The organism is Nostoc sp. KVJ20, from assembly GCF_001712795.1.
In the GTDB taxonomy this organism is placed as follows: Bacteria; Cyanobacteriota; Cyanobacteriia; order Cyanobacteriales; family Nostocaceae; genus Nostoc.
In genome coordinates this window covers 1-17,854 of record NZ_KV757659.1, presented here as the reverse complement: position 1 = coordinate 17,854, position 17,854 = coordinate 1, and the positions used below count along the sequence as shown (strand labels likewise).

The 17,854-nt window shown below is 41.2% G+C and carries 17 protein-coding genes; 11 read left to right on the top strand and 6 right to left on the bottom strand.

Annotated features, from left to right (window positions below; all coding sequences use genetic code 11):
* Positions 1-33 precede the first annotated feature (33 nt).
* Together A4S05_RS24975 and A4S05_RS24970 are read right to left on the bottom strand one after the other, a co-directional pair.
* Positions 34-1,668, bottom strand: coding sequence for a hypothetical protein (locus A4S05_RS24975; protein ID WP_069072477.1), 1,635 nt, complete (start codon positions 1,666-1,668; stop codon positions 34-36).
* Positions 1,669-1,683: 15 nt separating this feature from the next.
* Entirely contained in the window at positions 1,684-3,873 is a 2,190-nt protein-coding gene (locus A4S05_RS24970) for a CHAT domain-containing protein (protein ID WP_256091158.1), read from the bottom strand.
* 88 nt (positions 3,874-3,961) lie between these two features.
* Between A4S05_RS24970 and A4S05_RS24965 the strand changes: the two genes are divergently transcribed.
* From A4S05_RS24965 to A4S05_RS24935, 9 genes are all read left to right on the top strand, one after another.
* Positions 3,962-8,302, top strand: a complete 4,341-nt coding sequence (locus tag A4S05_RS24965; RefSeq protein ID WP_069072475.1) for a tetratricopeptide repeat protein — start codon at positions 3,962-3,964, stop codon at positions 8,300-8,302.
* 197 nt (positions 8,303-8,499) lie between these two features.
* Positions 8,500-8,850 (top strand): hypothetical protein, encoded by a 351-nt coding sequence (locus tag A4S05_RS42010; RefSeq protein ID WP_256091157.1) that lies wholly within the window; start codon positions 8,500-8,502, stop codon positions 8,848-8,850.
* Positions 8,817-9,275: a trypsin-like serine peptidase gene (locus A4S05_RS43620; RefSeq protein ID WP_069072473.1), complete on the top strand. Its 459-nt coding sequence runs from the start codon at positions 8,817-8,819 to the stop codon at positions 9,273-9,275. The genes A4S05_RS42010 and A4S05_RS43620 overlap by 34 nt, the downstream gene beginning before the upstream one ends.
* Entirely contained in the window at positions 9,263-9,718 is a 456-nt protein-coding gene (locus tag A4S05_RS24950) for an AAA family ATPase (RefSeq protein ID WP_256091156.1), read from the top strand. The genes A4S05_RS43620 and A4S05_RS24950 overlap by 13 nt, the downstream gene beginning before the upstream one ends.
* Entirely contained in the window at positions 9,711-9,866 is a 156-nt protein-coding gene (locus A4S05_RS42005) for a hypothetical protein (protein ID WP_176727099.1), read from the top strand. The genes A4S05_RS24950 and A4S05_RS42005 overlap by 8 nt, the downstream gene beginning before the upstream one ends.
* Positions 9,857-10,495, top strand: a complete 639-nt coding sequence (locus tag A4S05_RS24945) for a Uma2 family endonuclease (protein ID WP_069072472.1) — start codon at positions 9,857-9,859, stop codon at positions 10,493-10,495. Before A4S05_RS42005 ends, A4S05_RS24945 begins: the two co-directional genes overlap by 10 nt.
* 56 nt (positions 10,496-10,551) lie before the next feature.
* Positions 10,552-10,677: a hypothetical protein gene (locus A4S05_RS43615; protein WP_256091155.1), complete on the top strand. Its 126-nt coding sequence runs from the start codon at positions 10,552-10,554 to the stop codon at positions 10,675-10,677.
* Positions 10,678-10,703: 26 nt separating this feature from the next.
* Positions 10,704-10,886 carry a hypothetical protein gene (locus tag A4S05_RS24940; RefSeq protein WP_141699800.1) on the top strand — a complete coding sequence of 61 codons (183 nt, stop codon included), beginning with the start codon at positions 10,704-10,706 and terminating at the stop codon, positions 10,884-10,886.
* Positions 10,887-11,591: 705 nt separating this feature from the next.
* Positions 11,592-12,857, top strand: a complete 1,266-nt coding sequence (locus A4S05_RS24935; RefSeq protein WP_069072470.1) for a hypothetical protein — start codon at positions 11,592-11,594, stop codon at positions 12,855-12,857.
* A gap of 398 nt (positions 12,858-13,255) precedes the next feature.
* On the opposite strand, the gene A4S05_RS24930 is transcribed toward A4S05_RS24935, so the two are convergent.
* The 3 genes from A4S05_RS24930 to A4S05_RS24920 all read right to left on the bottom strand — a co-directional run bounded on the left by A4S05_RS24930 (position 13,256) and on the right by A4S05_RS24920 (position 15,784).
* Positions 13,256-13,666, bottom strand: coding sequence for a hypothetical protein (locus A4S05_RS24930; protein WP_069072469.1), 411 nt, complete (start codon positions 13,664-13,666; stop codon positions 13,256-13,258).
* A 73-nt stretch (positions 13,667-13,739) separates the two neighbouring features.
* Positions 13,740-14,150, bottom strand: coding sequence for a hypothetical protein (locus A4S05_RS24925; RefSeq protein WP_069072496.1), 411 nt, complete (start codon positions 14,148-14,150; stop codon positions 13,740-13,742).
* Positions 14,151-14,863: 713 nt separating this feature from the next.
* Positions 14,864-15,784 (bottom strand): SDR family oxidoreductase, encoded by a 921-nt coding sequence (locus A4S05_RS24920; protein WP_256091154.1) that lies wholly within the window; start codon positions 15,782-15,784, stop codon positions 14,864-14,866.
* Positions 15,785-15,921: 137 nt separating this feature from the next.
* Here A4S05_RS24920 and A4S05_RS24915 point away from each other — a divergent pair, with 137 nt between their 5' ends.
* Both A4S05_RS24915 and A4S05_RS24910 read left to right on the top strand, forming a co-directional pair.
* Positions 15,922-16,302, top strand: coding sequence for a winged helix-turn-helix transcriptional regulator (locus A4S05_RS24915; protein ID WP_218107983.1), 381 nt, complete (start codon positions 15,922-15,924; stop codon positions 16,300-16,302).
* A gap of 482 nt (positions 16,303-16,784) precedes the next feature.
* On the top strand, positions 16,785-17,621 hold the full coding sequence (locus A4S05_RS24910; RefSeq protein ID WP_084227256.1) for a glycosyltransferase family 2 protein: 837 nt from the start codon (positions 16,785-16,787) through the stop codon (positions 17,619-17,621).
* A gap of 96 nt (positions 17,622-17,717) precedes the next feature.
* Here the strand turns inward: A4S05_RS24910 and A4S05_RS42000 are convergent.
* A partial coding sequence (locus A4S05_RS42000; protein ID WP_176727101.1) for a dihydroxy-acid dehydratase occupies positions 17,718-17,854 on the bottom strand: 137 nt, incomplete at its 5' end.

Here is a 17,854-nt window from a genome sequence, read left to right as displayed (position 1 = left end):
AATGGATTGATTTCGTTTCAATAACAAGTTAAATTACTTGTCCTGAATCTCTCCCCCTGCCAAATTACTCAAACTCCGACTAGCGACATCTGCACTCAATCCCCAAAGTATCAATTCTAAATAATTAGAAAAGGGGTCAGCACCAAAGGTCATCCCCTTTTCTACATACAAAGCGCGTATCCCTACTAACGATAATCCTACTAACAACGTTAAAGATAACAGTGGTCGCACAATCCAGAGTGTTGTTTCTGCTCGTAATTCATTAGATACTCCTGCGATCGCTATCAAAAATCGGCGCACAAACCTGTCTGATTTAGTTTTCTGCCCAGCAGCAGCCAATATAGCCGCAGCAGCTTCATTTGCAGCTGCCGTCAAACTAGGATCGGGTTTTTGATCTGCTCCCATCATGACTTTGCTGAGTTTGACAAGACTATCCTCTATCTGTCGCAGCAATTCTTTAGCTTTATCATCGCTCTCAAATTTAATCCACTTTCGAGATTCGTTAATTTTGGCTAATATTCCGTCGTCACCACCCACATCAGGGTCTTGTTCCATACCTTCTAACTGCTGTTCGATTTTTCGCAAACTAGTTAAGCAATTAAGACGCTCTTTAATCTTGACTAAATCTGCGTTCACTGTTTCTAAATCCATCTGAGAAACAGAATTCCTAACTTTGTTGACCATTGGACTCAGAATTTCTTGGTCTTGTTGGTCAACTTGAGCAATCATGTTCTGTACTTCGTAGACTTTCGCCAAAGCATCCGATTGGGGAATCCCCTTCTCTTGCATATATTTGAACAATCTGCCTAAAACGATACCCACCAATAAAACAAAAATTGGCATCGCTGGGCCAGTACGCATACTTAAATCCAGTGGAATCGACAGTCTCCCCTCTCGACCTTCCATTGTCAAGTAGACTGCCCCTGTATATCGGTCGGGGGGAATTTGCGATCGCTTCCAGTTCAAAGGTAAGCTAATAATTTTATTAGCAGCTAAAGTTTGGGGACTTAGCGGGGATTGTACCTCGGTTTTAGTAATTTGATAGTTAGTTTGTTTCCCTTGTAAAATTACTTCAGCACTGGTAAGAAGCACAGTTGCTTGATTGGGGTTATCTAAATAAATTAGCCGTTGATCTTGGAAAGCGCTGGCGGGAAGTAATAGATCAGCTAAACCACAATCCCAACTGCATCGGACTAATTGCAACTGAACTTGTTCTGAATCTTTTACAGGTACTAATGCAGGTCTAGCTTTTGCTTTCACTGTTAAAGGAATCACCAAAGCCTCAGAGCGCTTTTGACTAGGTAAAAGTATTTCAATCTGTCCTTGATAAGTTCCTGGTAGCTTTACACCATTCAGCTTCACCTGAAAATCTTTTGGTAAACCCGCTTCTAGCTTGCGTTCCCCGATTAACTCTACCTGCTGACGACCAATTACCTCATCTCCTTCGGTTCGCTTCAAGTCTGAGAGTAGGAATGTCCAAGCTGTTATATTCCCTCCAAAAGCTGTTAACCGGATGTTGCTAATTAAGGCATTCTCTTCCCCAAGCCAACCTTTAATTTCCAAAGGCTTGTCTTTGGCATCAACTTCAATTTTGACATTAGTTTGAGCAATAGCAGGAGCAGGGCAAATGAGCAAAATCAGGAGTGCAGCAGTAATCCAGCGTTTCATGAGTAGGTCAAGCAGTTAATTATGGGCGATGGCACGAGCTAAAGCAATCTCATAAGGAGCATATAATGAATACACTAAACCCAAAGGATTGAGGTTTTGCTGAAGCATTTCTCGACGCACTGTCAGCATAGCTTGTCCTAAAGGTTCTCCGCGAAATACTCGCTTTAGCAGAGTAATGGCATAGAGTTCTGCAAATAATTCTGGTACAGGGCATTCCGTACCAATTACGCCACTAGCACCAGCCGAGCGAAAGTCATCAATTAAGCTGATGTAACTCTCCGGCCCATAATCCCCAGTAGCGCAGCCGTTGAGTAAGACTAAAGGGCGATGCTGCCAATTTACCTCGCAGGCTTCGAGAAAATTACTGGAAATTTTGTCATCGCTGAGTTGCAAGTAGGGCAGATTTTCGATTGCATCTATACCGCCGTGACAATAAAAGTACACAATATCTAAATCAGAACTGTAAGTTGCCCAAATATTCTCCAGTTCCATGATTTCTTCAGCTACTAGCATTTTCACGTAACCAAGTTGTTCAATTTTAGGCAGGTGGTTTTTCCAAAACCTAAAATCCCGCCAGACGTTGAAATTGATGTTCAAAGGTTGATTATTGGCAATTTGCCATACAAGGCTAGGCGTTTGAGAAAGTTCGCCACTTGTCCAAGCTGGAAGTTGCTCGATAGCATAGCGGTAGCCCCAAAAAGCATGGGGGCAAACAACTTTGTAATTATCCTTAAAAGGACAGTCAGTACAGTCGATGTCGTGATGGAGAAATTCTTCGCAGACATGAACTTCTTTACTGGTCATTACCTTACGCTCGTATAGCAACGCCCAAGGGATTGTTGACTTTCCCAATCCTAAAATTGGGTTAATCGGGTTGACTTGGATGACGCTATCGGGTTTTAAGGCGGCGCGTAATTTTTCGCCATTGTCTTCACCTAACGTTCGACCTTTATTTTCGGGGAGTAATGAGCGATATAAATATCGTCCAGCATCGGCTAACTGAGGTAGCCAGGTATTCAGCAGCTCCATATCGCCTTGGGTTTTAAACTGATAACCCTCTTTTGTCGCCGCCATTGAGTGCAATTTTTGCCGCACTCTAGCGATCGCACTTCCCAGCCCAGATTGTAAATTTGTACTATAAGATACTAATTCTTGATTTCCCTGTGTTCTGTCCAGAAAGCGCAGATCAGTGCTACCATCCCGTGTATCAACTTGTACATCTACAGTTAAGAATCGCTCAGGAAGCAGTGCTAGCTTGTCATGAGTCAGCAAGTCAGTGGTAGTAAAGGTAATGGTAGCAGTTTGAGGTGGGCGCAGTGATTCTGGGATTTCTGCCCCTGCTACGGGGATGATGAGGACTGCAAGTTGCTTTGACTGAAGCAAATATCCGCGATATAACAAGTCCACCTGAATGTAGCCTCGACCTTCAAATAAGTTAGGTTTAACGGTGAACTGTACACTGTCTGATGCACCACTGCGGGGTAGGGTTAGCTTTTTGACTGTTGTATCAATGTTAAAGTCCTTAGAAGCCACCACTAAATCTAGAGGTAGGGATTCCGAGTCATTCCACACCTGAGCCAGGGCTTGATCTGGAAATGGAGTCGGCTCACTCTCTATTCCTTTTCGTTCCGGGCTGATGTCTACAAGTAATAAATAAGTCTGTCCGTGAATTAAGGGTTCGCTGGGTGGAACAGTTATGAGATGGCGTAGCCCCTCGCAGGCATCGTCAGGGTTAGCAAAATAGGTATTAAAAAAACGGTAGTTTTTAGTAAATTCATCAATATTTTGGATAAAAGTTTGCTGTTTTACCGTTTGGTCTGGCTTATCGGTGTTAAAGATAGTACCCGTGAGGCTAATAAGTAACTCAGATTGGACGTTACCTTTGAACCCACCGTCGAAAGTTTTGACCTCTTTTGACTCTCCAAAAATATGCTGTTCTAATTCATCAAGGCTAGGAAGAAATTCTTGTGGGATTTGACGGTTTAAAGCATCTAATTTTACTTTGTTAGACTGGAAAAAGCGATTTAAGACGGAATTAGTCTGAATTATAGCCGTCAACTGTTCTTCTATAAATTCCCAGTCATCAGAATCAGTCAGTAGCTGTAGTTGTTGCCCGATATCTTGCAGAAGCGATCGCTCATCGTTACTCAGAGAAACTTCGGGTTCTCTTAAAGCCAATAACAGAGCCAGTAAGACCTTGTTCACAGAGGAATTCATCGACGTAGTTTGCATTTTTCACAACCTAAAACAGTGAATTCACTTAAAATCAATTTATATAAGAATTTCATATATCATGAGAAGAGATGCACTGGTAGTCGGTATAAATTTGTATCCTAGTTTAAAGGATACATCAACTAGCAAAGCCAAAAACTTAATAACTCCTGCGGTAGATGCCGAAAAAATCGCTCAACTTTTAGAAGCCGATCAGGATTTTCGGGTGATCCGACTTCCCGCAAGCAGAATAAATGGTAAATTGCAGGTTGATCCAAATAAACCAGTCTCTAAGGATGAATTATTAGAAGCTATTACCAAGCTATTTTTAACATCAGAAGATTTAGACACAGCACTATTATTTTTTGCCGGACATGGGTTAAAGGAGCCTTTAGGAACTTTAAAGAAAACGCTTTTAGCAACTAGCGATGCTAATCCTCAGTCAAAAAAATGGAATGGTCTACTACTGCGAGATTTGTGGGAAATAATCGAGCAAAGTCCTGTTAAAGAGCAAATAATCTGGATAGATTGCTGCTATGGCGGTGAATTACTAAATTTTAAAGAGAATGAATTTCCCAATGCACACAACCGCTTTTTAATAGCAGCTTCTCACAGTTCGGAAGTAGCTTACGAGCGATTCGATGGTCAACATGGTGTACTCTCAGGAGCGCTCATTGAGGGACTTGATTCTGATAAAATTGACCATCACAGTTGGATAACAGCCCGTACTTTGGGAGTTTTTGTAGACACCCAGCTAAAAAAATATTACGCAGAAACAAAAATACCCCAACTGCCACAAATCAGAACTCCCGATCAAGAAATCCGACTGATTAAAGGCAAAAGTCAGCCTAGCATTAATCAGCAATCAGACACCAATAAATCTCTAGAGCATAAAATACCACTTGTTTTACCTCAATTAGAATTAGACGTATCAAAATTTACAGGACGAGATCAGGAATTAAAGCAACTTGAAGACTTACTTTTAAAGCCCCAAGGAACGAAATTTTGCAGCATTGCTGGGTTAACAGGTGTAGGAGGTATTGGTAAATCAGCCCTCGCCTGTCATTTTGCGACAATACACAAAGCAGATTTTCCCGATGGGGTAATTGGTTTGCGGGTTGACGGTAAGGATGTGAATACTATAGCCCGTGAGTTTGTTCGCAAGTTTGACAAAGAAATTGATCTAGAAGACGAACGAGACGCAGCAACCATTATGCAAGAGGTGTTTGCAGATAGAAGTATGCTGTTGATTTTTGATAATGCAGAAAACGATAGTATTCGGCAATTGCGCCCTGGTGGAAACAGATGTGCTGTAATTGTAACAACACGCGATCGCGGACTAGCAATTTCCCTAGAGATTCCCAACGAGTCTAGAATTAACCTTCCTCCGCTTCCTGAAGCTGATGCACTGTTGCTGTTAGAAAAGCTTATAGACAGAAAACGTGTACAAGCAGAACCAGAGGCAGCCCGACAGATGATCGAACTAGTGGGTTATTTGCCCATCGCTATTAAAATCATCGGTTCACAATTAAGCCTAGATGAATGGCGTAGTCTTGCTCGCCATGCCAAGAGATTAACAGAAGAACGGCAAATAGCACGGATCAAGTTTGGCGACTCTGAACATTTGGATCTATTTGCTTGTTTTTCAGTGAGTTTGGCGTATTTACAGCCAGATGAAATAGATTTTTTTGCTTGCTTAAGTGTTTGTGCCAAAAATGGTTTTTCTTTATTAACTGCAATGGTGGCAACTGGTTGTGATGAGTACGCTACTGAAGATTACCTGAGCAAACTTTATCGGCTGTCGCTAATTAACTATTCTGAAGTCGAGAAAGACCGCTTTGTATTTCATCCACTGATCCATCAGTTTGCCACGGAAAAGGCGATTGAGCTAGGTTTACAAGAGGAAGCAGCAGCAAGACATAGTGAATATTTTATTCAGTTTATCAACAGGGAAATCAATCCTGTAGTTGCAAAAGAAATCGCAGCAGAATTAGATGAGATTATTCTGGCTGCCCAGTGGTTGCAGCAACAAAAAATCACATCAAAGTTTCAAGAAACAGACAAATATAACTTTGCTGTTTGCCTACAACCATTTTTTGAGCAGTATGGTTATTGGGAAGAGGCTGTTGATTTCATGCTGGGATTTGAAAAATTAGCAGAAAGTAATGAAGATTGGGAAAAAGTTATAAAATTTCGGATTCAGCAAGCAAAATATTTATCTTTACAAGGAAAATGGTCAGCCGCAGAAGAACTTATCAAATCTGATCTGATCTCAAAAGTCTTGGACAAAATCGAGGAAGAATCAACTCGTCAACTTTCTGAGGCAAAGTGGCTCAATACCCTGGGTGGTATATTAATGCGGCAAGGAAAATTTGATGAAGCTGTTAGAGTCTTCAAGCGTGCTGTAGGGATTGAGGAACAACTTAATAATCAAGAAGGTTTGACGATAATACTGAATAGTTTGGGTGGGTTACTGCGACGACAGGGAAGCCTCAACGAAGCCGAGGAAATTTTAAACCGCAGTTACGCTATCTCTGAGCAGTTAAATGATAAACGTCATACAGCTTTCGTACTGCACAACTTAGGAATGGTCTTTCTGGAGCAAAATCGCTTAAATGAAGCTTTCTATAATCTAGAGCGCAGTTATGCCGTTTTTAAGGAATTGGGATACCAACGCGGTTTACTAATAACATTAAATAGTCTGGGTGGAGTTTTACGGAAACAGGGAAAACTTGATGAGGCAATAAAAGCGATTCAAGAAAGCGCAGCTATTGAGGAGAAACTGGATGACAAACGCAACCTCATAATAAAATCAAACCTTTTGGGTGGGTTGTACCAGCAGCAAGGACGAATTGATCAAGCCATCAAATCCTTTGAACGTGCAATTACAATTGCACAAGAAACTGACAATAAACAACAATTGGCAATTACTCTGAGTCAGTTAGGTGGGTTATACCAAGAACAAGGACGAATTGATGAAGCTGTCCAATCCTTTGAGTATCGACTAACAATTGATGAGGAAACGGATAACAAGCAGTCATTAGCTATTACTCTAACTCAGTTAGGTGGGTTGTACCAAAAGCAAGGAAGAATAGAGGAAGCCATCCAATCCTTTAAGGATGCGATCGCCATTGCCAAGAAAACTGATAATAAGCAACAGTTGGCAATTATACTGACTCAGCTAGGTGGGTTGTACCAAAAGCGAGGAAGAATAGAGGAAGCCATCCAATCCTTTAAGGATGCGATCGCCATTGCCAAGAAAACTGGTAATAAACAACAATTGGCAATTATACTAACTCAGCTAGGTGGGTTTTACCAGGAAGAAGAACGAATTGATGAAGCCATCAAATCATTTAAACGTGCGATCGCTATTGCCAAAGAAACTGACGATAAACAACAGTTAGCAATTACTCTAACTCAGTTAGGTGGGTTGTACCAAAAGCAAAGAAGAATAGAGGAAGCCGTCCAATCTTTGGAGGATGCGATCGCCATTGAACAAGAAATTGATGACAAGTATTCGTTAACAATTACCTTAAAGCGATTAGCTGGATTGTACCAGCAGCAAGGAAGAATAGAGGAAGCTATCCAATCATTAGAGCATCTGGTCACATTTGCAGAGGGAACAGATAACAAGCAATTATTAAAAAGTATTTTAAAAAAGAGCTTACTTGATTATATACTTTTTTTATGCAATGGTTATGTTTCATATGTATCTGCTAATAGAGAAACGCAAAAAATACATAATATTGAAATGATTTTGCGACGCTGTTATGAGCTATTTGTGAAACTAGATGATAAAAAACAGCAGGCAATAGTACTTAACAGTTTAGGTAAAGTTATTCATAAAAAAGGAGGAGAAGAGAACTTTCAATTAGCTCTTACTTTTTTTAGAGAAAGCATTAAACTTAGTGACCAGATGTATTCAGCAACAGTTCATGCTGCTATCGGTGAGGCTCTACTAGTACATGGAGATATTACGCAGGCGGCTGAAAAATTTCGCTTATGTTTTGAGATAAATGAGAAATTGACAAATAGTAGAGGGTTAATCAAAGTCACTTCACAATTAACAGATATTTTGGTGTGGTTAGGGAAGCGTGAAGAAGCTATTAATTATTGTCAACGTGCTCTTGAGATTGCCATTTATCCCGACAACCAAATTGTTGTTGAACTTTGCAATGAACTAGTAAATCCAAATCCTTTAAAAAAAGGAACAGTCAAATTTATCAAAACAAGTAAGCAAGGGAAACTTTATGGATTTATTGCTCCTGATGATGGCAGTGATGATATATATTTGACAGAAGATTCAATCAAGTATATTTTTAAACTGCAAAAAGGTTCTCGTGTAGAAGTGGAAGTTAAGCAAGAAGCACAAGGTTCTTGTGCCAAAAGTTTACGAATACTTACTAATGATAAAAGTGCATAAATTAAGATAAGTACTCGACTGTTAAATTATTAGCCCAGCAAGAAGAACTTAATAACTCCTGCATCCAACGCAGAAGCGATCGCTCAACTTCTAGAAACCCACGGGAATTTCCGAGTCAAGCGCTTTCCAGCCAACAATATAGATGGGAGATTGCAGGTTAACCCAGATAAACATCAGTTTTATAGGATACAGTAACCGTGACCGTACAGCTATCCACACCTGACTTCCAGTGCCTTACCCGCATCGTACAGAATTTACCCGACTTTGCTAACGTGCGCGATCGCCGTCGTTTAGTCGCAGGTGCATTACAGGGTGTGTCCCAAGCAGATATTATCCTGGCGCGGTTAGATTTAGATGGTGCGCCGATGGGTGTTTCTGTGGAAGTGGTGCGATTTTTAGCTCAATTTGGACGAGTTGCTTACGATAAAGAAGCCCTCGCTGTCTTCCTCAACTATATTCAGCCTTACACTGGGGATGAAGATAAAGACTTTATCGTAAGTAAATTAATGACCGCGTGGCAATTATTCAACATCCTGGCGGTCATTTGAAGAAAATTTCCATACAGAATAACTTTGTTGCTTACACCGATAATAAAGTATTGCAATATACTACTAGTACAGAACCAGGTTCATCGGGGTCGCCTGTTTTCGATGATGATTTTCAGGTGGTTGGTATTCACCATAGCGGTGGTAGTGTTTGTAAATCACAAGTCATGCTAGCAAAGGAATTTAATGAAGCGGAATATCCCCGAATTCCCCTTTACTTGCCACCCCTTAGTCTGTTTCCACCCGATATCTTAAAAGATTGGCTAAGGGATATGAAAGTCTTTCGTGATTTGCAGATCCCTGCTGATTTAACTTATCAGCGATTATGGGAAAAGTCCGATAACGGCATTCCTCAATTTGTCTATGAAGAAATTTGCACGCACTTTGATTTGAGTTGGGAAGGAGGCTTGGCGAAATGGTTGATTTAGCAAGTGTACTCACCGCCAATGGTAAGCAATATTATGCAGGCAAGCCAATTTCATCCCAGGAGTGCCAAAAATCTGGGCTTTATCCTTACTTACCATCACCCGAACTCATCGGAGCTGTTAATCTTGCCATTTTCTTAGAAAAACGTCCCCTATTGCTCAAAGGTGAACCGGGATGCGGTAAAACCACTTTAGCGCAGGCGGTAGCTTACGAGTTGGGTTTACCCTACGAAACTTGGTATATTAAGTCTACAACTAGAGCCAGGGATAGACTCTACACTTACGACGCTGTTGGTCGTTTGCACGATGCTCAACTTGCTCGCATAGGGGAAGCTAGCAATTCCAAAGTCGAGAATTTAGACAATTACATCAAACTGGGGCCTTTGGGACGTGCGTTTAAAAATGAACAACGCACTGTAGTGCTGATTGCTGAATCCGATGCCTAGTGAATGCTGGCGGCAAACTACGGCTGAGGAAATTGCCCGTTTTGTGCCGATGTTTGAAATGAGTCCGCAGGGGATGAATGCGGCAATTAGTGTGTTGCGGGGTCGATATATTGTAGTAAAAGAGTTGGATGAATCTTTATGCTTTTAGAGTTAAGACAATTGAGGATTCAACCGGGACAGCAACTGTTACTTGAGGACGTTAGCTGGCAGCAATTTGAAAATATTTTGGCGGAATTAGGAGAACATCGCGCAGCCAGAATTTCCTATAGTCATGGTTTTTTAGAAATTATGGTTCCCTTACCCGAACATGAAAAAGCCAAAGAAATTATTGGCGATATAGTCAAAATTTTACTGGATGAACTAAGTATCAATTATGATGCTTTAGGTTCAACTACCTTAAAAAGTGAAAAAATGAGTCAGGGAGTAGAACCGGATACTTGTTTTTACATTCAAAATCAAGCGGCAGTTATTGGTAAAAATCGCATAAATTTAAGTGTAGACCCACCCCCAGACTTAGCCATAGAAATTGATTTAACTTCTCGCACGCAATTGGATAATTACCAAATTTTGAGAGTACCAGAACTTTGGCGATATGGAAAACAAGGCTTACAAATTAACGTCTTGCAAGGTGGAAAATATGTAGAGTCAAATTTTAGTCCTACTTTTCCAGATATTACGATAATTGAGCTAGTAAATCAATATGTCCAGCAAAGTCAAGTTGTTGGTAGCAGCCAAGCAATTCAAGCTTTTAGAAATTGGCTGCGGGATAATATTTAATTGTGCCTTTTATTTGAAATGAGTTATTTGCAATGGCAGTTAGTTGAGGTTATTTGATGCCTACCACAAACAAGGAGCGGGAAATACGAATCGCCCAAAGAAGGGTTGAAGGGTTTGCCCAGAAGTTTGGGGAAGCACATCGCAACTTGTATAGCGGCACGGAATGTTGGCACAGAGATTGAGTGAGAGGGTGGGGGAGGTATTAAGCTTGACTGTTGCCCAAGTTGCCCAAGCTGGCGATTTGCGTGGTTGGGGAGAAATAGAAGCAAAAGCTGAGTACTTTGATGCTGCAAAAAGTAGAATTGGAAAAACAGTAGATATAACAGGCATAACAGTTCGTGGCTTTAAGAATGCAGGTGAGATATCCCTATTTAGAATACCCGGAAAGTGACAGAAGGGAGATAACCCCGGATCAAGGCAGATTAATTAAATATCTAAAAAAATGGCAAGTTTATCAAAAGATTATTCATTGCAATATAATAGTTAACCCAAATTAAATTTTTTATACAAACATTTCAGTTAATTTTTTAAGTGAAATCTAAAAATATCTACAAGTTTGATAAATATATCAAAATATTTTGCATTGTCCTTCAAAATTAAATTATATAAACTTTAGATGTAAGTAACATTGATAAAAAATTTGTTATCTACATGTGGAGATAACTAAGTAATCTAGTAGCTACTAACTAGTGTTGGTAACGTTCAAGTCATTAAATAAACTTAAGCTTTGTCTATTTAATGTTGCAATACTAACAAAATTTTTATCCAATAACGAGGATTGATCTAATAGCAGAAAATTCAAGTAATAGTGGGAGCAATTAAATTTTACAATCACCCTTCGGTCGATTGGAAGGAGTTCTCAGTAAAGAAGACCTCACCAATATATTTAGTGGTATTGGTAATGGAGAAGGTGGTGGTACTGGTGGGACAAAACTATTTACAGGTAGGAATTTAAGCAATATTTTCTGTTAGTTTGACAGCAAAATTATTAAAGCCTTTATTTTAGAGAGATTTTGGGTTTAGTAAATTTTTAATTGGTATAAAAAGTAGTAAATTCTCCATAAATTTTTAACTAAAAATAGGAAAATTAGTGCCAATGGAAGAGTCTGCTGTCAATCCCCTTAATGGTGGAGTTAATCCCTTAAGTGCAGGTGTCCCTAACAGCGTTGGTTCCTTTGCAGCTAATGTCAGTTTGTCTGCTGAAGGCAGCCCGTTGATAGGTGGTAGCAATCGGTTATTAAGTAACGGTAACAATCCCATTCCAGGTAGCGGTATCAACCCCTTTGCAGGCGATGCTGGCAGTGGGCTTCAGCAATTAATATTTGATCGATTAAAGTCAATTTTAGGTGATAACTTTTTCAAAGGTATTGATAACACATTGGCAGGAGGTAGTAACCCGTTTGCAGGCAGTGGTTATCCAATTCCAAGTGGGGCTACCAACCCATTTGCAGGTAGCAGTAATCCTATAGCAGGTGCTAGAAGTCTGCTTCAACAATCGCCTTTCGATCCATTGAAAGAAGTCCTTGGTAACAACATACCCTTTAGTAACGGTGGGAATACATCTAATCCTGGTAGCCAAACCTTTAATAAGGACAACGCACCGATTGGTAATGGTAATAAGAATCTTGGTAGTAATAATGCAACTATTGGTAATTTTAACTCGGATTATGGCAGTAACAGCGTAACCATTGGGAATGGTAACTGGAACTTTAATAATGACAACGTAACCATTGGTAATGGCAACTGGCTATTTGGAAATAGTAATACAACTCTTGGTAATGGCAACTGGTATTGGGACGACGGAAGTAATAATTCAACATTAGGTAATGGTAATTGGCACTTCGGCAGTGACAACGCAACCATTGGAAACGGCAATTGGGACTTCGGTACTAATAACACAATTATTGGTAATGGGAACTGGGTTTTTACCAGTGGAAATAAAATTATTGGTAATGGCAATTGGTTGGCGAATACTAACAATACAACAATTGGAAACGTCAATAATCTCAGCAGTTTAGAGTTATCCTCATTAGGGAGCAAGACTGATGTTAACAATCTGATAGACTCTCTTATAGGTAAAATAGGTCAAAATTTTCTTGGGTTCATAGGAGATTTTGATGAATCGAGTAGCCAAACGTTTAACCGCCTCATCCCTTCTAAAAGTGTTGGTAATGACACTAATATATCTGGCGATATTGAGCAACTTTTGGAATCACTCAGCCCAATTCAAGGAAATTTCATCAATTATCAGCCTGTGCAAAACCCTCAGCCTGTCCCAGAATCTGTTTCTTCAGTATCGTTGATAGTAATGGGACTTCTGTGTTTGCTGTTGTCACTGTTCAAAAAACAACAACACTGTTAACGTAAATTCAATCCTTCTAAGCCAATACGGTTCAGTTAAGGCTGAAAGTGATGTAAATTAGGCATTGTTTTGTTTTTATGAGCAGGATAATTGAATTGGCGATGTCTATGTTTAGTGAAGTGAATAACTCAGTAGAGTATTTTCGTGATAGTCACTGCCCTTAAGAAATTGTCTTGTCTTGTCTTGTTGCAACCCAACAAAACCTCGTTCTAATAACATGAATTGAAAACTGTGCCTGCCCTGTCAAGAAATGCGGTGCCTGCGGTGGTCACTGAGCTTGCCGTACCGCTTCCCTACAGGACGCTACGCGAACGTCGAAGCAAGCTAGCAAGAGCGTCTCGTAGAGAAGTGCGGGCTACGCTTACGTACTTCTTGAAATATCTATAGTTGTGCTTCTCTCAATTGTAATCGTTGCCATTAGGAGCAGACAGTTGAATTACCTCCGAAAAACGTGAATACTTAACCGCATCGGTAGGAGGATAATCTGCCGACACTGCAATTAACCCAATTTTGACATCCTCGAAATAAATCACACCTCCAATACGCCCTTCAATTTGAAAAGCTCCATGAAAAAAATGATACGGAGCTATGTAGATCAGCAAACAGTCACTAATCTTTATTGCCCTGTCAAACATCTGCTGACAAGTTTTTTGGAGGACAGCATCTAGATATTCATTATAGGCAGGCTCACCCATGTCAGTGAATTCTAGATGATCCGCAAAATGATCCATATAAAATAGCCAGATATCGGACAAGTCTGCGTCATTCGTGAGTTTTTGCTTAAGTTCTTGCAATCGGTCGATATTCATATTGAGAATATTGAGGATATGGGGCAAACAGACAGTACTGGTGACGTACCTACACTTCTTGATTACATAGTGATTACTGTGTAACAGGTGTACCGTTTAAAGTCATCACAGGATTGCGATCGCAAAGGCTAATATCAGCTTTCCAACGGGAGGGGAATTTTGAATCAATGAAAGTGACTTTAAATCTGCCCCAATGATAGGTAGGTTTCCCATCTGCCCCTTCTCTATAGGTATCGCAACGTACCGATGAAGACTTTTGTATCCAATAACCATTGTATGAACCTCGGTCATTAAACACTCCTGCTAAACCATCAATGAAGATTACTCCATCGCTACCATACCGCCACACGGCAGTTTTATTACGATCTTCTTGATAAACCACTTTATATTCTTCCGTTTTCCAAACCTCATCTGCTAGAGCTTTTTGAGGCGCAGCAGTGCAAATCAATAAGGCGTATGTGAGGAGAACATAGTTCTTTTTCATAAAATTGACTTTGAGCAATTTAAAATTTGGCATGAATTACGAGGTCAATTTTCTCACATTTTTATGTACTTATTGCGAACAAAGAAGCAAGCCGGAGCTGTCTTCGTATCCTTTGAAGAAGGTTTAAGAAGAGCTTATCGCTTCCAGCTACAGGTAATTCAGTACAAGAGGCATATGCGTCCAAGGTCAGCATTAGTAGCAAGAGACAAGTATTGTGGCAATGAAAGCCCTTTTCCCAAAGGAAGACGCTTGCGAATAGGGCTTTTATCGACGGCGCTTGCATTTGATTACGAGTTCATGCCTTATCCATCTTTTTTAACAAGGGCAATCTGAGTTGAAGGATATACCAAATAAATTATTTTATCCAGTGTATATATTCACTTTATTTACTAGCTTTTGCTGTGTCCTGTTAATCACAGATGAATTTCAATATTGGAGCGGTGCATATACAGCTTTTGGGCAAAATCTTCTCATGTCCATTCTCTTTATTGATATGTTGACCAAACGTAATTTGGATGGGTAATTTCTGCAAATTTGCAATATTTTTAGTTGTTTAAGATGTTTTTAAACTCTAAACTTTAACCTGGTTTAACCTTACTAATGTAATAGCTGCGCTCTCTTATTGCTTTTTTACCCAAAGTCAACACCCTAGCTGGGAGGTGAAGAATCAGTACCTCCAAATTTCGTAATGTTGATTTGTTCTCGCTTGGGCATCAGACGGTCGGGATCGTTCCTCCGTCAATGACATATTCAGCGCCTGTGATGTAAGAGGCGCGGTCAGACACCAGAAAAGCGACAAGCTCTGCGACCTCTTCGGGGCGGCCCGGTCGTCCAATCGGGATTCCTCCGAGTGAGTCCATCAGTCCTTGACGTTCAGCATCAAGGTCAGTGCCGGCCTTCTGAGCTAATGTCTCGATGAGTCTCTCAGCCGCCTTCGTTTCGATGAAGCCGGGCGCAACGGTGTTGACACGCACCCCATAGGAGGCAACTTCGTTTGACAGCCCTTTGCTGTATGTTGTCAGCGCCGCTTTTGCCGCCGCATACGCTAATGTCGCGTCGTAAAGTGGGAGCCGACGCTGGATAGACGAGATATGGATGATGACACCTGACTTCTGTTTAAGCATCCGGGGCAGAAATGCCCGATCCAAACGGACGGCGGCGAATAAATTGTCATTGAATGCCTGCTGCCAATCCCCATCTGTCAGAGCAAGCGCGCCACCACTTGGCGCAGAGGAGCCGCCGACATTGTTAATTAGGATGTCCACACTGCCGAAACGAGCGAATACTTCCTGCACAAGTTTGTTCGCCCCATCGGGTGTGCTGAGATCAGTCCCTATGAACAGGTCAGGCGATTGAAGGTTTTCGGGAATTGAACGAGCGGTAGTCATGACCGTTGCACCGGCTTGTCTCAGTCGTGCAGCGATCGCTTCGCCTATGCCTTTTGTCCCGCCTGTTACCAAAACTTTTTTGCCGAGTAGTTCGGTGGAATCAATTCGTATGTTTGTATTTGTATTCATGTTGAATATGTTTGTATTTGTGTTCATGTTGAAATTATCGCGCAGTGGTAACAGGCTGAAAATACTGATAATGAAGTCCAAAGGAGATAAAATTATCCCTATGACAATTTGATACAATGAATTTTGTTAGGGGATGTCTGAGAAGTATCAAATATCACTCATGCGTTAGTACATTAAGTACCCCCCCAGCTCTGCTGGGGGACTCCCAGAGTTTGACATTTTAAAATGGATAAAGTCGAGCTTAGGATGTGGCGATGATGTACAAAAGAAAGATTCCGATAGAACTGAATTGCGGGCTCGATCTCGTCAGGGAAGTCTTGTACGGTAAGTGGAAAATCCACCTCATCTATTTTATTTCGCAAGGTATTAAGCGCCCCGGCGACTTAGAAAGAAAGATTCCGGGAGTAACCCGTAGGGTGTTGCACGTGCAGTTGAATCAACTGGAAGGACACGGGCTGATTTCCAAAAAGATTTACGCCGAGTTGCCCCCCAAGGTTGAATACACATTAACCGAGTTTGGAGAAACTTTACTGCCGGTGATCGAGGCGTTGGGAAAATGGGGTGACGATCATCAAGAGCATTTGCGCCGGGTGATTGCTCAATCTCAGGCAAACGGGAGCAACGCGATTTTGTGAGGTCAGACAAAAAAGGTGCGATGCCTTCGGCGGGCTACGCCTACGCTAAAACTTACATTTGTGTATGAAGTAGTTTTATTTGCAATTAATATACGTAATTGTACGTTGAAGGAGGCAGGAGGTTTTTTCACTTATAGGATTCAAACTAGGCTGTTGACTTTGTGCATTTTTCGGGAATTTTTGGGAAAATTATTCGTGTTATTTTTTGCATGAAGTCTTACGGGCTAAAGGGTACAGAGTCAACACCCTAGATTCAAACCCCTCATGAAAAAGAGCCACAAAACTAGAATTTTTGGAGTTCTTGTCTTAAACCCAAGACCCTATGGTCGCGGGCTGTTACAGATAGCGTAGCGGTAGCTCAGGAGAGGAGCGTCGGGCAGTTTTCCTCCTGCCGACGCTCGCGGACTCGCTAACGCTGCGCTATCCTGCCCTCTGCCTCCAACATCCTCGATAACGCAATCAACTGATAGAGGTATAGAGTTTTGAAACTATCAATCATTACTGCAACCTACAATAGGCCTATGCAGCTGGCATCTACTGCACTGCCAAGCATTCAAAGTCAAACTGACCGCAATTTCGAGTGGATCGTCATCAATGATGGCGCTAATCCTGATACCAAAGATATCATCAATAGCATTAGGGCAAAAGCTGATTTTCCCATCAGTTACATTGAAATGGAACACCCATTACCGAGCAGTGGCTTTGGCTTGTGCTACGCTCGTAACCTGGGACTAGATGCAGCTGGTGGTGACATTGTTTCATACCTGGACGATGACAATAGCATTGCTCCTGAATTCGTTGCCTCAATGCGGCAGTACTTTGAACAACATCCCAATGTCCGATACAGCATGGCAAGACAGCAGCGCCGCCGCGATGTCATCCGTAATGGTAGTGTTGTTCGCCAAGGTAAGCCGTTTGTTTCGCCTAGCAATTGCTGCTCCTTACAGCAGCTTCTATGGCAACAAGAGATATTCGACAGCAATGGTTTCGTCCACTACCGAAGCAATGCTCCTAGATGGAATCCCCAGTTTCAAGTATTCGCGGACTACGAGTATTTGCTGCAATGTGCTTGTATCTGGGGTGAAGGTGGCTTTGGTCTCAATAACAGCATTCTTGTTAATTATATTCAGTCTTCTATCGGTATTATTGGTAGTTCTAACTATGAGCAATGGGCAACTGAGCTATCGCTGATTATCAGTAACCAAGCTAACTATTTCATCTTTCAGGACAATGCTGTTGAACGTTTAAAGCAGCTTGTAAACACTTATAGTACTAAAGGAAAAATCTCATTAACGCCAAAAGCATTTGCCCTTCTTTAAATCTAAAGAAGCTTGTCAATAGCGCTGAATCTAGCCTGAAGTAGAGAGCCAGGAGGCATCTTTATTCTGGCTCCTCACTTCTCAAAACTTTAATAACTAGTTATTGAACAAGTCCAAATCTGTCACAGCACCAATACTGCTAGAAGATACCAATTTGGCATATTTCGCCAACACGCCTTTAGTGTAACGTGGTGCAGGAGGTTGCCAATTAGCACGACGACGAGCCAATTCTT